Source organism: Herbaspirillum sp. SJZ106 (assembly GCF_006715495.1).
Lineage (GTDB): Bacteria > Pseudomonadota > Gammaproteobacteria > Burkholderiales > Burkholderiaceae_D > Herbaspirillum.
Window position 1 is genome coordinate 438,573 of the sequence record NZ_VFNI01000002.1, and the last position, 14,626, is coordinate 453,198.

15 protein-coding genes are annotated in these 14,626 nt (G+C 63.0%); 3 read left to right on the top strand and 12 right to left on the bottom strand.

The annotated features are described in order from the left end of the window. Nucleotides 1-92: 92 nt before the first annotated feature. From FB598_RS07195 to FB598_RS07210, 4 genes are all read right to left on the bottom strand, one after another. Nucleotides 93-872 (bottom strand): ABC transporter permease, encoded by a 780-nt coding sequence (locus FB598_RS07195; RefSeq protein ID WP_141913819.1) that lies wholly within the window; start codon nt 870-872, stop codon nt 93-95. Nucleotides 873-890: 18 nt separating this feature from the next. Further along, nucleotides 891-1,676: an ABC transporter ATP-binding protein gene (locus FB598_RS07200; protein WP_141913818.1), complete on the bottom strand. Its 786-nt coding sequence runs from the start codon at nt 1,674-1,676 to the stop codon at nt 891-893. Between the two features lie 101 nt (nt 1,677-1,777). Next, nucleotides 1,778-2,812, bottom strand: coding sequence for an ABC transporter substrate-binding protein (locus FB598_RS07205; protein WP_141913817.1), 1,035 nt, complete (start codon nt 2,810-2,812; stop codon nt 1,778-1,780). Nucleotides 2,813-3,110: 298 nt separating this feature from the next. Beyond that, on the bottom strand, nt 3,111-4,199 hold the full coding sequence (locus FB598_RS07210) for a porin (RefSeq protein WP_141913816.1): 1,089 nt from the start codon (nt 4,197-4,199) through the stop codon (nt 3,111-3,113). Between the two features lie 715 nt (nt 4,200-4,914). Between FB598_RS07210 and FB598_RS07215 the strand changes: the two genes are divergently transcribed. After that, nucleotides 4,915-6,186: a urate hydroxylase PuuD gene (locus tag FB598_RS07215; RefSeq protein ID WP_141913815.1), complete on the top strand. Its 1,272-nt coding sequence runs from the start codon at nt 4,915-4,917 to the stop codon at nt 6,184-6,186. A gap of 460 nt (nt 6,187-6,646) precedes the next feature. On the opposite strand, the gene puuE is transcribed toward FB598_RS07215, so the two are convergent. Both puuE and FB598_RS07230 read right to left on the bottom strand, forming a co-directional pair. Continuing rightward, entirely contained in the window at nt 6,647-7,579 is a 933-nt protein-coding gene (gene puuE, locus FB598_RS07225; protein ID WP_141913814.1) for an allantoinase PuuE, read from the bottom strand. A gap of 78 nt (nt 7,580-7,657) precedes the next feature. Continuing rightward, nucleotides 7,658-8,407 carry a GntR family transcriptional regulator gene (locus FB598_RS07230; RefSeq protein WP_141913813.1) on the bottom strand — a complete coding sequence of 250 codons (750 nt, stop codon included), beginning with the start codon at nt 8,405-8,407 and terminating at the stop codon, nt 7,658-7,660. On the opposite strand from FB598_RS07230, the gene FB598_RS20680 reads away from it, so the two are divergent. After that, nucleotides 8,406-8,678, top strand: a complete 273-nt coding sequence (locus FB598_RS20680; RefSeq protein WP_185742255.1) for a hypothetical protein — start codon at nt 8,406-8,408, stop codon at nt 8,676-8,678. The genes FB598_RS07230 and FB598_RS20680 overlap by 2 nt on opposite strands. A 213-nt stretch (nt 8,679-8,891) precedes the next feature. Here the strand turns inward: FB598_RS20680 and FB598_RS07235 are convergent, their stop codons facing one another. Then, the gene (locus tag FB598_RS07235) at nt 8,892-9,950 is read right to left on the bottom strand and encodes an adenosine deaminase (protein WP_141913812.1); all 1,059 of its coding nucleotides are present in this window, start codon (nt 9,948-9,950) and stop codon (nt 8,892-8,894) included. Between the two features lie 257 nt (nt 9,951-10,207). On the opposite strand from FB598_RS07235, the gene FB598_RS07240 reads away from it, so the two are divergent. Next, nucleotides 10,208-10,753, top strand: coding sequence for a hypothetical protein (locus FB598_RS07240; protein WP_141913811.1), 546 nt, complete (start codon nt 10,208-10,210; stop codon nt 10,751-10,753). A gap of 68 nt (nt 10,754-10,821) precedes the next feature. Here FB598_RS07240 and FB598_RS07245 read toward each other — a convergent pair whose 3' ends face one another. The 5 genes from FB598_RS07245 to FB598_RS07265 form a co-directional block, all read right to left on the bottom strand. Next, nucleotides 10,822-11,556 carry an amino acid ABC transporter ATP-binding protein gene (locus tag FB598_RS07245; RefSeq protein ID WP_141913810.1) on the bottom strand — a complete coding sequence of 245 codons (735 nt, stop codon included), beginning with the start codon at nt 11,554-11,556 and terminating at the stop codon, nt 10,822-10,824. Continuing rightward, nucleotides 11,537-12,193 carry an amino acid ABC transporter permease gene (locus tag FB598_RS07250; protein ID WP_141913809.1) on the bottom strand — a complete coding sequence of 219 codons (657 nt, stop codon included), beginning with the start codon at nt 12,191-12,193 and terminating at the stop codon, nt 11,537-11,539. Before FB598_RS07250 ends, FB598_RS07245 begins: the two co-directional genes overlap by 20 nt. Next, the gene (locus tag FB598_RS07255; protein WP_141913808.1) at nt 12,190-12,861 is read right to left on the bottom strand and encodes an amino acid ABC transporter permease; all 672 of its coding nucleotides are present in this window, start codon (nt 12,859-12,861) and stop codon (nt 12,190-12,192) included. The genes FB598_RS07250 and FB598_RS07255 overlap by 4 nt, the downstream gene beginning before the upstream one ends. Nucleotides 12,862-13,025: 164 nt before the next feature. Beyond that, nucleotides 13,026-13,808 (bottom strand): transporter substrate-binding domain-containing protein, encoded by a 783-nt coding sequence (locus FB598_RS07260; RefSeq protein ID WP_141913807.1) that lies wholly within the window; start codon nt 13,806-13,808, stop codon nt 13,026-13,028. Between the two features lie 41 nt (nt 13,809-13,849). Further along, entirely contained in the window at nt 13,850-14,614 is a 765-nt protein-coding gene (locus FB598_RS07265) for a GntR family transcriptional regulator (protein ID WP_141913806.1), read from the bottom strand. Nucleotides 14,615-14,626 lie beyond the last annotated feature (12 nt).

Sequence of the window (14,626 nt, forward strand, 5' to 3'; positions counted from 1 at the left end):
AAGGCCTTTGGCGAATTGCCGATACGCGCCTCATCATAGACAAATTGGCGCCGGCCGCAAACCGCTTTTACGCGCGCCGGCCGGCCATCGGCTCACTTGCCGCGATGCGCCCAGGCCGTAGTGCGCCGTTCGATGATGGCGAACAATTCATACATCGCCATCGCCATGGCGCCGATCACCACCAGCCCGGCGAAGGCCAGCGGCATCTTCATCGAGGAACCGGCCGATACCAGCAGGTAGCCGATGCCTTCGTTGGAGGCGTTCATCTCGGACACGGTGGAACCGACGAAAGCCAGCGTGATGGCGACCTTCAGCGAGGCGAAGAAATACGGCATGGAGCGCGGCAGGCCGACCTTGAGCAGGATGTCCATGCGCCTGGCGCCCAGCACGCGCAATACGTCTTCCAGTTCCGGCTCCAGCGTGGCCAGGCCGGTGGCGATGTTGACCATGATCGGGAAGAACGAGATCAGGAAGGCGGTCAGGATGGCCGGGCCGGCGCCGATGCCGAACCACACCACCAGCACCGGCACGAAGGCCGCCTTGGGCAGGGCGTTGAAGGCGGTCATCAGCGGATAGGCGGCGGCATACAGCAGCGGCGAGGAACCGACGATGAAGCCCAGCGCCACGCCCACCGCCACGGCGATGGCGAAGCCCACCATGGTGACCCAGAAGGTCGACAGCGCATGGTGGGCGATCGGGCCGGAGAATTCCACCATGGCCTGGATGATCGACATCGGGCTGGGGAAGATGAAGTCGGAAACCTGCCACACGCTGCAGATGAACTGCCAGACGCCGAGGATGGCCAGCAGCAGGATCCATGGCGCCAGCGTGGTGGCGGCTTTGTTGAGTTTGCCGTTGAACGGGGTTTTCATGTCGTGTTCTCCGCCGGGTCAGGTGTTGCGCACGTGGCCGATATGCTCGCGCAGCTCGTGCACCAGGGCGTTGAAGGCATCGGTATAGGTGGTTTCCAGCGCGCAGGGGCGCGGCAGCGGGTTCTCGCGGCGCACCACGATGCGGCCCGGGCGCTTGCTCATCACGTAGATGGTGTCGGCCAGGAAAGCCGCTTCGCGCAAGTCGTGCGTGACCAGGATGACGTTGAATTTGCGCTCGGCCCACAGGTCGCGCAGCACGCACCACAGTTCCTCGCGGGTGAAGGCGTCGAGCGCGCCGAAGGGCTCGTCCAGCAGCAGCATCTTGGGCTCATGGATCAGCGCGCGGCAGATCGAGGCGCGCTGCTGCATGCCGCCCGACAACTGCCAGGGGTATTTGTCGGCATAGCCGTCCAGGCCCACGGTCTTCAACAGCTTCAGGGCGCGCTCGGCGTATTCGGCTTTCTTTTGCTTGAAGTCGCGGCGATACGGTTCGACGATTTCCAGCGGCAGCAGCACGTTCTCCAGCGTGGTGCGCCAGGGCAGCAGCGTGGGCGCCTGGAACGCCATGCCGACGAACTTCAGCGGGCCGGTGACGGGCTGGCCGTCGATCACCACGCTGCCGCGGTTGGGCTGCTTCAGGCCCGTGGCCAGCTTCATGAAGGTGGACTTGCCGCAGCCCGAAGGGCCGACGATGGCGATGAATTCGCCGGCCCGGGTCTGCAGGTCGATGTCTTCGACCGCGAACTCGGCGGCGCCGTCATAGGCCAGGTAGACGTGGCGGAAATCGACGAAGGTATCGCTCATGGGTGGTGGTTCTTGTGTACGTGTTTGCGGCAGGCGCCGCGGGTTGCAACTGCCGACTGTCCGCATTGCCGCGGCCGGCCGGCATGGCATGGTGTGGCGCGTTACTTCGGCAAGACATCCAGTTCGGCCCTGGACGGCAGGAAGGAACCGTTCCAGACCTTGTCGGCGTTGACGCGGGTCTTGGTGCCGTAGGCATCCGACACCTGCGAGGCCATCAGCGTCAGGCGCGGGCCGAACACCTGGCCGTAGCCTTCGGCCTTGGCGTGCGGCGTGGCGATGGCGCTGGCAATGGCCAGCTTCAGGCGGCGCAGCTCCAGCTTCTCGTCGATCAGGCCATCGCGTTCCTTGACTGCCTTGATGGCGGCTTCGGGATTGGCGATCACATCCTTGGTGGCCTTGGCGAAGGCGCGCAGGAAAGCCTTGATGGCTTCCGGCTTCTGCCTGACCATCGCTTCCGAGGCGATGATGGCGTTGCCGTACAGCTTGACGCCGTAGTCGGGGAACATCATCACGTTGACGTCTTCATCCTTGATGCCGCGCGCGTTCAGGTTCAGCAGCGAGGTGAAGTAGAAACCGGTGACGGCATCCACGTCGCCGCGCGCCAGCATGGTTTCTCGCAGCGGCGGATCCATGCTGGTCCATTGTGTCTTGGCCGCATCCAGGCCGTTGGCCTTGGCGAAGATCGGGTAGCCGCGGCGGCCGGCGTCGAATACCGGAGCGCCCAGTTTCTTGCCCGCCAGGTCGGCCGGTTTCCTGATGCCCGATTTCTTCAGCGAGAAGATCGCCGCCGGGGTGTCGTTGTAGACCATCATCACGGCGACCGGCTTGGAAGGCGCATCCGGATTGTTGGCGGCGAATTCCATCAGCGCGGCCATGTCGGCAAAGCCCATGTCATAGGTGCCGGAGGCGACGCGGTTGACGGCGTTGCCAGAGCCGTTGCCGGCGTCGATGGTGACGTCGAGTTTTTCCTGCGCGAAGTAACCCTTGGACTTGGCCACCAGGAACAGCGCGGACGGGCCTTCGAAGCGCCAGTCCAGCTGGAATTTGATCTTGGTCTCTTGCGCGAAAGAGGACGATGCCGATACCAGGCCGAGCAACAGTGCCGCCGAGCAGCCGAGGAAGCGGAATGAACGCATGGGGAAGTCTCCCGAAAAGCGATTGAAAGAAAAAGAAGGTGGAAACCGCAATGCGCGCAACACCAAGGAGGAGATCGGCCGAGCAAAACGAACGGCTCGCGACGCATTCCGGTAATGCGGTTCCCACCGAAGTACAGGCTCAAGACTTGGCTTGCCGGCCCAGAAGGAGTCGCCGGCTCGCCGTACTGCATGCACTACGTTGCTGCTGTTGCCGGAGCCTGCCGCACGGGAAGGAAGACCGCCCGGCAGGCTCCTTTGAAGCGCCCCGTCGCCGGAGCGCTTCAATACTGCGCATCCGTCAGAAACGATGACGAATGCCGACGCCGAAGGAAGTGGCGTTGCTTTGGGTCGAGATCTTGTCGTTCATGACGATCGCATACACGTCGGTGCGCTTGGACAGGAAATAGTCGTAGCCGACCGAAGTGGTGTTGCGCGAGACGTCGCCGCTGGTGCTGGCCAGCAGGTCGCCGGTGCGCTTGGTGCGGGCGAAGCCGGCCAGGATCGAACCGTTGCCCACCGGCGCCGACAGGCCCACGCTGTAGACCTTGTCCTTGGCTTGCGGATTGCCGTTGGTGGTGTCCTTGCTGGACTGGAAGGTGCCGTACAGCTTGACCACCTTGAAGTCATAGGTGGCGCCGGCCATCCAGGTCTTCTGGCGGGTGATCGAGGCGAACGGCGCGGTGGCGTCGATGATGGCGCTGCCCGAGTTCGGGTTGCTGACCTGGGCATCGAAGTACAGGCCGGTCAGGGCCAGGCCGCCGTTGAAGTACAGCGCGTTCACGCCGATGTTCTTCTTGCCGGTCTGGCCGGCGACTTCACCCAACTGGTAATGCAGGTTGGCCTGCAGGCCGCCGAACTTGGGCGTGGTGTAGATGATTTCATTGCTCCAGCCGCTATCGGCCGCGTTGGCCTGGGTCCAGCTGCGGGCGCCGAAGTTTCCCGATGGCGTATAGACGTGCAGCACCAGCGGCGAGAAGGTGAAGGAGTCGCCGAACGGGTTGAACAGGACGGTCGGCAGGAAGCTTGGCGCCAGGCCGCGGCCCAGCATCACGCGGCCGTAGCTGCCGGCCAGCGCGATGTTGGCGTCGCGCGAGAACAGGTTGTCGCCGGCAAAGCGGCCATAGGCGCCGGTGTCGGTCTGGAAGAACGAGGTCAGGGCGAATTCCGCCTTCAGGCCGCCGCCGAGGTCTTCGGTGCCCTTGAAGCCGATCCACGAAGTGGTCAGGCCGCCGGAGCCGACCGATGCCTTGCCGCCGGTGTCGCCGCTGTTCTTCATGCTGCCGGCGAAGGCGTCGACCAGGCCGCTGATGGTGACGCTGGACTGTGCCATTGCGCTGCCGGCCACCAGACAGGATGCCAAGGCCAGTGCCAAACGAGTTTTTTTCATTACGCTCCCCTGTTTAAAAAGACGCCGAACGGAATTGCCCGGCAAGTTCAGATCGTTCCACCGCAGGCGAACGGTGTTGCTGCTCTCCCGTTCCATTCGTCACTACGGATTCAGAACGGATGTTTAGCAGATATCGTGCCAATGCCATTTCGTTTGCTGGTGGAATTTCCTGCGCCTTTTCCGGGGCGGGACGCGCGTGGGCGCCATGCAGGCTGCGAGGCCGGTGCGGGCCTGGCTGTTTTCCCCCAACAATAGCCGCTGTAGCGGGTTGCCAACGCGACCTCATTTTGTTGACAATGGTTTTTTCTATTTGCAACAACTTGGTGCTTCGCATGCACTGGATTTGACGCAATGCACTAAAACCGGAGGAGCGCCGGTTATGCATGTGAATCAAGGTAACCCCGAAGAACCGCGCCAATACTGGTCATCCGGGAGTTGTCATGAGGGCTTGCGCTTTGATTCTGTTAGAAAATATTGTCGACATTATTTTCGACGATTGTGGCGAATCATGATGCGAATGCGGCCCTGTCCGTATCATCGGGGCGGCAATGGGGCATGATTCGCCATGGGCACGGTGCCGAGCGCCGGTCGGCGATTCCGTGGGTGCTTGCCGGATATTGCTCTCGTGACCCGGCACTATTTATGCTAGAACCGACAACATCCACCGGCCTCGCATGGTGGGCCGCCTAACAACCCTGAGGAAACCGATCCGAACATGGAAGCCTATATCTTCGACTGGCTCAACCTGCTGCTGCGCTGGCTGCACGTCATCACGGCGATTGCCTGGATAGGCTCCTCCTTCTATTTCGTCTGGCTCGACAACAGCCTGGTCAAGCCCACCGATCCCGAACTGCAGGAAAAGGGCGTTGGGGGCGAGCTGTGGGCGGTGCACGGCGGCGGTTTCTACAACCCGCAGAAATACCTGCTGGCGCCCAAGGCGGTGCCCGAGCATCTGCACTGGTTCTATTGGGAGTCGTACAGCACCTGGCTGTCCGGTTTTGCGCTGTTCTCGCTGCTGTACCTGTTCAATGCCAACGTCTTCCTGGTGGACAAGAACGTGTTCGACATGTCGGGCTCCATGGCTGGCGGTACGGCGATCGCTTTCCTGGTCTTCAACTGGCTGATCTACGACGCCATCTGCAGCAGCATCGGCGACCGTCCCAATGGCGAGCGCCTGGCCAACATCCTGGTCGGGCTGCAGGTGGTCGTGTCGGTCTGGGCCGCCTGTCACCTGTTCTCGGGCCGCGCCGCGTTCCTGATCAGCGGCGCGTCGCTGGCGACCATCATGAGCGCCAACGTGCTGGTGTGGATCATTCCCGGGCAGCGCAAGATGGTGGCGGCCATGCGCGCCGGCCAGGCGCCCGATCCGATCCACGGCAAGCGCGGCAAGCAGCGCAGCGTGCACAATACCTACTTCACGCTGCCGGTGCTGTTCGCCATGCTGTCCAACCACTACAGCATGACCTACGCCGCGCCGCATAACTGGGTGGTGCTGCTGATGATCATGGCGGCGGGGGCGTTGATCCGGCAGTTCTTCGTGTTGCGCCACAAGGGGGTGAATAACTGGTGGTATCCGGGGGTGGCGGTGGCCTTGCTGCTGGCGGTGGCAATCGGCCTGAGTCCGATGATGCGCGGCAAGCCGGTGCCGGCGGCCTTGCATCATGCGGCAGAGGCGAAACCGGTTGCGGGCGATGGCGCTGAGACGGAGCCTGCGCCTGCAGGGACGGGCGGGGTGAGTTTCGCGCAGGTGCAGCAGGTGATCCAGGCGCGTTGCATCCAATGCCATGCGGAGAAGTCCACGCTGATGCCGGTGCCGGGCAAGGGGGTGTTGCTCGATAGCCGCGAGCATATTGCACAGCATGCGCAGCAGATTTATCAGCAGGCGTATGTGGCCAAGAGCATGCCTTTGGGGAACATGACTCATATCACTGATGAGGAGCGGGCGGTGATTGGGAAGTGGTTTGAGGCGGGGGCGGCGACTAACTGAAGTTTCTTGGCTTCTTTTTTGGTAGTTTGCTCTTGCTGCTTATCGATGTACTGGCTTTATGCTTTTCTTTCTCCGGTCGACACGGAGCGCCGGGGGCGGCCCGGCAGCCGCTCACTTTCTTTGCTTCGCCAAAGAAAGTAAGCAAAGAAAGGCGACCGCAACTACCCAGCCCCTTCGGGGTCCCCGGCGGAGCGGGCAAAAAAATGGGCAATGCAGAGTCGCTTCGCTCCGACTGCTTTGCTGATCCATTTTTTTGCCCGCTCCGCCGGCTGGTTAGATGCGGACTTCATAACCGGCTCGCCTTCGGCATCGCGGTGCTTGCTTCTCGCCTGCGGCTTCGGTGTTGTGGTTCGCTATCTTGCTTTCTGAGGCATCCTGATGAAGTCAGGATTCAGTGGCGTTCGTTGCGCATCAAGGAAAAAAACACCGGCATCTGCCGGCGTTTTCATTTCTGCACACATCAACCTGCCTGATACGGATGCACCTTCTTCCAATGCTCCGCAATATCGATGCGCCGGCAGATCCATACGCGCTCATGCGATTGCACGTAGTCCAGGAAACGCTGCAGCGCGCGGAAGCGGCCGGGGCGTCCCAGCAGGCGGCAGTGCATGCCGATCGACAGCATCTTGGGCGATTCCTCGCCTTCTTCGTATAGCACATCGAAGCTGTCTTTCAGGTACTGGTAGAAGTGCTCGCCGGTGTTGAAGCCTTGCGGGGTGGCGAAGCGCATGTCGTTGGCGTCCAGCGTGTACGGCACTACCAGGTGCGCTTGCGCGTTGCCGTCGCTGGTCTGGACCTGGGTCCAGAACGGCAGGTCGTCGCCGTAGTAGTCGGAGTCGTAGGCGAAGCCGCCGTGTTCGACCACCAGCTGGCGGGTGTTGGGCGAGTCGCGGCCGGTGTACCAGCCCTGCGGAGCGGCGCCGGTCAGTTCGCGGAAGATCTTGACGGCCTCGCGCATGTGGGCGCGTTCGGTGTCGATGTCCATGCTCTGGTAGTGGATCCAGCGCAGGCCGTGGCAGGCGATTTCGTGGCCGAGTTCAATGAAGGCTTGGGTCACGTCCGGGCAGCGCTGCAAGGCCATGGCCACGCCGAATACCGTCAGCGGCAGGCCGCGTTTCTCGAACTCGCGCAGGATGCGCCATACGCCCGCGCGCGAGCCGTATTCGTAGATCGATTCCATCGACATGTGGCGCGCCGGATAGGCGGCGGCGCCGACGATTTCGGAGAGGAACTGTTCGGAGGCGGGGTCGCCGTGCAGCACGCAGTTCTCGCCGCCTTCTTCGTAATTCAGCACGAACTGCAGGGCCACGCGCGCCTGGCCGGGCCATTGCGCATGCGGCGGGTTGCGGCCGTAGCCGGCCAGGTCGCGGGGGTAGTTTGCTTGCAAAGACATGTTGTTCAATCAGGTTGCGGTGAAAATCGCGCGGCCTTGCGGACAGTGGAGCTGCCGGCGCCCGGCCGCAGGGGAAACCTACAGTCCCTTGCCGAGCACGGCGCGCAGGTCGAACTGGTCGTCCGCGTCGGGGCGCACCCGATCCTCGCACAAATGCAAGTGATGTGCCATATGTTCCTGGGCGGCTTCGACGTCGCCGCTCTCCAGCGCCTCCAGCACGGTTTCGTGTTCGTCGAAGGAGCAGGCGTTGTGGCCCGGCGCTTCGGTCTTGGCGATCATCAGCGTGGTGCGCGAAACCAGCTTGCGCAAGGTGTCCACCAGCAGCACATTGCCGGTCAGTTCGGCCAGCGCCAGGTGGAACTGCGCCGACAGGCGGATCCAGCGCGGCCGGTCGCCGGTCAGGTAAGACTCGCGCTCTTCCTCCACCATGCGCCGCAATCCGGCGATCTGGCGGGCGCCGGCTTCGCGGCCGACTTTTTCCAGCATGGCGTGTTCGAGGATATTGCGCAGTTCGAACATGTCGCGCACCTCGGCATGCGAGGGGCTGGCGATGAAGGCGCCGCGGTTGGCCTCAAGATCCACCATGCCTTCGGTGGCCAGGCGCGAGAGCACCTTGCGCACGGTGTGGCGCGCGGTATCGTAGATCTGGCAGAGCGTCTGCTCGGTCAGCTTGGTCCGCGGCGGCAGGCGGTGTTCCATGATGGCGTCGTAGATGTCCTGGTACATGCGTTCTTCGACTGCCATGGACGATTCGCGGTCGCGCGTGGAGACAGCGGCGCGGGTCTGGACGGTGGCCGCTGCGCGGCCGGATTTGCTGGCTTTGTTCATGATGCTCATGCTTTCGATGAAGATCCTGTTCCTGCGGATGCCGGGCATGTCTTGGCGCAGATCGTCGACAATCACGGAAAATATTTGCAACAAAACGGAGCTATTTTGCACCAAAAAGAGCGCCATCCGCTTTTCTTTGGTTCATCCTGGGCCAGCCGTTGATGCTGCGGCGCAGCGCAAAATCTCCGTTTCCTTGAGGTCGGCCGCAACAAGCCAAATACCGCTTGCCTCAACAGCCCAGGCTTGCGTACGGCCTTTGCGGCGCAAATGATTGTCGCCAATCTACATACTGATTCCCGGCAATATTTCTGGCCGATGTGGTCGTTTTCGGATTGCGGTTCCAGACAATCCATTCGCCAATCCGGCTCAGGACTTCCATGATGCAAGAAGCGTGCTTGATGTGCGCGGGCCGCTTGGCGACCGTGCGGGAGGGGGCTTGAGGGGAGTGCGCCCGGCGCGGCGGCCGGGCAGGAGGGCAAAAATCCTAGTTGACGGCGGCGTACTGTTCCAGCTCCTGCAGCAGCGCGGCCTTGTCTTCCTCGGGCAGGAAGCAGGCCTCGATGCCGTTGCGCGCCAATTGCAGGACCTGTTCGCGGCTCAAGTCGAGCGCGCCGGCCACGGCCTGGTAGTTGGCGGTCATGTAGCCGCCGAAATAGGCCGGGTCGTCCGAATTGACCGTGACGGCCAGGCCGGCATCCAGCAGGCGCGCCAGGTTGTGCTCGGCCATGTCCTTCACCACGCACAGCTTGAGGTTGGACAACGGGCATACCGTCAGCGGGATGCGCTCTTGCGCCAGGCGCTTCATCAGCGCCGGGTCTTCCTCGCTGCGCACGCCGTGGTCGATGCGTTCCACCTTCAGCACATCGAGCGCACCGGTCACATAGGCCGCCGGGCCTTCCTCGCCGGCGTGGGCCACCAGGCGAAAACCCAGTTCGCGGCAGCGCGCGTAGACGCGCGCGAACTTTTCCGGCGGGTTGCCGCGCTCGGAAGAATCCAGCCCGATGCCGCTCCACAGGTCCTGGTACTGGTCGCGCAGCGGCAACGCCGCTTCCAGCGTGGCGAAGGCGTCTTCTTCCGAAAGATGGCGCAGGAAGGACATGATCATGGCGCTGCCGAAGCCGTCGCGGCGGCGCGCATCGCGCAGCGCCGCGGCAATGCCGGCGAATACGGTGGCGATCGGGATGCCGCGTTCGGTATGGGTCTGCGGATCGAAGAAGATCTCGGCATGGCGCACGTTGTCGGCTTGCGCGCGCGCGATGTAGGCGGCGGTCATGTCGTAGAAGTCCTGCTCGGTGCGCAGGACGTCGGCGCCGGCGTAATACAGGTCGAGGAAGGATTGCAGGTCGCTGAAGTCATAGGCCGCGCGCAGGTCTTCGACCGAGGCGTAAGGCAGCGCGACCTGGTTGCGCTGGGCCAGCGCGAACATCAACTCGGGTTCCAGCGTGCCTTCGATGTGCAGGTGCAGTTCGGTTTTCGGCATGCCGGCGATAAAGGCTGCAAGCGCCTTGCCCGACGCGGATGGAGAAGTGACTGCTGAGTTCATGGCTGACTACCCTTTAAGAATGGCGAGAACGATGGGAGCGCCAAGGATATCCGCTCCCGAATCTGACATTATCACGCAAATCCCATACCGGACCTATCAGGCCACGGCCGGGGCTGAACCTTATCGCGGCCGCATGCTCTGAACAGCAAGTCGCCAGGATGGGCCGATATCGAATGTGAAAGCGATGTAAAAATTCGATGAAAACGCTTGGATGGCGGCAAAGCATGTTTAAATGCAAACCTTCATGGGGGAAATGCATGCGCAAGACGATTCAGGGTTCGTTGCAATTGCTGGTGTGTACAACGGCGCTGGCCGGCATGTCCGGTTGCGCCTGGATGCCGTGGGCGGAGAAGGAAGATCCGACGGTGGTGCCGTTCAAGACCATCATGAGCGGTTCCTACCAGGGCTTCCTCAAGAATTGGGACGACAGCCGGCAGCCGGTTTTCTGCGCGCTGATCCGCAGCCGCGCCGAGTGGGACCAGTGGATGGCGCCGGCGCCGGTGATGGGGGACAAGCGGCCGGCCGGCCCCTCGGGCGCGCATTTCGACACTAAGCAATACCTGCTGGTGGCCCGCACCATGCAAGCCCCCGATGCCGCCGAGCGCCCGCATGTGTTCACGCCGCTGTCGGTCACGCTGCGCGACGGCGCGTTGCGGGTCAATTACCTATATCGCATGCCGGCCTCCGGCGCTTCCTACCGCATCAAGGACTATCTGATGCTGGCCATTCCCAAGGAGCGTTACACCACCGGGCCGGTGGTGTTCTACGAAAACGACCGCAAGGTGTGCCAGCTGGATCGCTGAACGCAGCGAACGTAAAAAAGCCGGAAGCGCGCAAAACGCTTCCGGCTTTTTCATGCGCCGATGCGGGATCAGGCGCCCTGGGTCATGCCGATGAACTGCTGCAGTTCCGGCGTCTGCGGACGGGTGAACAGCTCTTCCGGCGGGCCGACCTCATGCACCTTGCCCTGGTGCATGAAGACCACGCGGTCGCACACCTCGCGCGCGAAGCGCATCTCGTGCGTCACCATCAGCAGGGTCATGCCTTCCTTGGCCAGGCTGCGCACCACGGCCAGCACTTCGTTGACCAGTTCCGGATCCAGCGCCGAGGTGATCTCGTCGCACAGCAGCGCCTGCGGCTCCATCGACAGCGCGCGGGCGATCGCCACGCGCTGCTGCTGGCCGCCGGAGAGCATGTCCGGGAACTCGTCGAACTTGTGGCCGAGGCCGACCTTTTCCAGGTTGGCCTTGGCCGTGACCATGGCTTCGGCTTCCGAGGTGCCCTTGACGATCATCGGCGCGATCATCACGTTGCGGCCCACCGAGAGGTGCGGGAACAGGTTGAACTGCTGGAAGATCATGCCGACCTTCAGGCGCAGGTTGCGCAACTCCAGTTCGGAGGCGCCCAGCTTGGCGCCGGCCACGCTGATGTTGCCCTCGTCGATGGTTTCCAGGCCGTTGATGCAGCGCAGGAGGGTGGACTTGCCCGAGCCGCTCTTGCCGATGATGGCGATCACCTCGCCGGGTTCCACGTCCAGGCTGATGCCTTTGAGGACCTCGTTGTTGCCGAAGCGTTTCTTGACGTTGTCAATGGCGATGAGCGGCATTGTATTTCCTTTCTAAAGACTGGCTGTACTTGGACAGCGGCCAGCAAAGCACGAAGTAGAAGAGGCCCACGATGGCAAACACCGTGAAGGGGCGGAAGGTGGCGTTGGTGATCACCGAGCCGGCCTTGGACAATTCGATGAAGCCGATGATGGAAGTCACCGCGGTCGATTTGATGATCTGCACGCCGAAGCCCACGGTGGGCGCGATGGCGATGCGCAAGGCCTGCGGCAGCACGATGTGGCGCATCTGCTGGAAGTAGTTCATGGCCAGCACCGACGACGCCTCCCATTGGCCCTTGGGAATCGCTTCCACGCAGCCGCGCCAGATCTCGGCCAGGTAGGACGCGCTCCAGAAGGTCAGCGCCAGGCCGGCCGCCAGCCAGGCCGGCACTTCCACGCCGAACAGGGCGATGCCGAAGAACACCAGGAACAGTTGCATCAGCAGCGGCGTGCCCTGGAACAGTTCGATGTAGAGGCGGGCGATCTGGCGCAGCCAGTTCTGGCGCGAGGTGCGCATGAACAGGATGATCAGGCCCAGCGTGCCGCCCAGCACGAAGGTGACCAGCGACAGGACGATGGTCCAGCGCCACGCCAGCATCAGGTTGCGGACGATGTCCCAGGTGGTGAAAGAGATCATGCGTTCCTCCGGGCGGTGATGAAGTATTGGCCGATCAGGCGCAGCAGCTGGCGCAGCAGGATCGCCAGCACCAGGTAGATCAGGGTGGCCACGATGTAGGCCTCGAAGGCGCGGAAGTTGCGGCCCTGGATGAAGTTGGCGGCGAACGACAGTTCTTCCACTGCGATCTGCGAGCACACGGCCGAACCCAGCATCACGATCACCACCTGCGAAGACAGCGCCGGCCAGATCTTTTGCAGCGCCGGGCGCAGGATGATGTAGCGGAAAATCTGCATGCGCGACATCGACAGCGAGGCCGCCGCCTCGATCTGCCCGCGGGAAACGGCCTGCACGCCGGCGCGGATGATCTCGGTGCTGTAGGCGCCGAGGTTGATCACCATCGCCAGGATGGCGGCCTGGATTTCGCTGATGTGGATATTGAGCGAAGGCAGGCCGAAGAAAATGAAGAACAGCTGCACCAGGAAGGGCGTATTGCGGATGATCTCGACATAGCCGCTGACGATGGGCTTGAGCCATGCCGGCCCTTGCGTGCGCGCCCAGGCGCCGAAGATGCCGACCGCGATGCCCAGCACGCCGCCGATGGCGATCAGTTCGATCGTCGTCAGCACGCCTTTGACGATGACGTCGCCGTAGTCGAAGGTTGATAGGAAATCGAATTGATAGGCCATGATGTCGTGTTTGCCCTGCCTCAGTGTTGCTGGGATTGCCGCGCGATGTTGCCGTCGCGGCGCCCCGGTGGTTCGCCTGCCCCCATTGCTGCCGTTGCCCGCATCGCCGGCGCCAGGCGAAATCGCGCCGGCGATGCGTTATTGCTTTAACTCAGCCCAGCAAGTTACAGGCCAGCCGGCAGCGGCAGGCCCAGCCACTTCTGCGAGATGGCGTTCAGGCTGCCATCCTTCTTGGCCTCGGCCAGGATGGCGTCGACCTTGTCCTGCAGCTTCTTCTCGCCCTTGTTCAGGCCGATGAAGCACGGCGAATCCTTGATCAGGAACTTGGTTTCAGGCTTCTTGGGCGGGTTCTTGGCGATGATGGCCGCGGCCACCACGTTGCCGGTCGCCACCAGTTGCACCTGGCCCGAGAGGAAGGAGCTGATGGTGCTGTTGTTGTCCTCGTAGCGCTTGACGGTGGCATTGGCCGGGATGATCTTGGTCAGTTCCAGGTCTTCCACCGAGCCGCGGGTCACCGCCACGGTCTTGCCGGCCAGGTCGGCCGCGCTCTTGACCGGCAGGTCGGCCGGGCCGAACACGCCGTTGAAGAACGGCGCGTAGGCGGAGGTGAAATCGATCACCTTTTCACGTTCGGGGTTCTTGCCCATGCTGGAGATCACCAGCTCCACCTTCCTGGTGGTCAGGTAAGGAATGCGGTTGGCGCTGGACACCGGAATCAGCTCGACCTTCACGCCCATTTTTTTGGCGATCAGGTTGGCCACGTCGATGTCGAAACCCTGCGGCTTGAGGTTGGCATCGACCGAGCCAAACGGCGGGAAGTCCGCCGGCACGGCCACGCGCAGCGTGCCGTTCTTCTGGATATCGTCCAGCGCGTCGGCGCGCGCGGCGCTGGCGGAGAACATCATGGCGCCGGCCATCAGGCCGATCAGGAGTTTGGATAATTTCATGGCAGTTTCCCTTTACTTGACGACGTTGATGAGCGGCCCTCTCACTGCGGCCTTTTGGATGGATGACGTTGAGACATGATGTCGGTGACGGCTGCCGTCTTCACGGCCCCTTCGTGCGACACCGGCGCCAGCGCCTGCCGCAGCGGTTCCAGCGGATCGCTGCTGCGCACCTGGTTCAGCCCGGATTCAACATGCTGCAGGTGGGCCTGCATCAGTTGTTCCGCTTGTTCCAGATCGCCGCGTTCCAGTGCCTCGACGATCAGCACATGTTCCGCACATGAATCCTCCGCCTGCTCCGACGACTGGTGCAGCATGGCCGTCAGGGTGGTGCGCGCGGTCAGGTCGCGCAGCGTTTCCGACAACAGCGAGTTGCCCAGGCATTCGCACAGGCAGACGTGGAAGTCGCCCAGCAGGTAGCTGCGCGCACCGACGTCGGCGCCGGCGATGGCCGCCTCTTCACGCGCGATGTGCTCGCGCAGCTGCTCCACCGCGGCCTGCGGGATCGGCCGCAGGCGTGCCTGGCGCAACAGGCCGAGCTCGATCACGCGGCGCGCCTCGAAGGCTTCGCGCGCTTCTTCCGGCGTCGGCTCGATCACGAACCAGCCGCGCCGCGCGCTGACCGTGACGATGCCGCGCGCCATCAGCCGCATCAGCGCCTCGCGCACCAGGGTGCGCGACACGCCGAACAGGTCGGCCAACTGCTGCTCGCCCAGGCGGGTGCCCGGCGCAAGCTGCTTGGCCAGGATCGCTTCGGTGATGCGGATCGCGATCTGGGAAGAAGACTTGACGGAAGGATTTGTGCCCATGTCCACTCATCA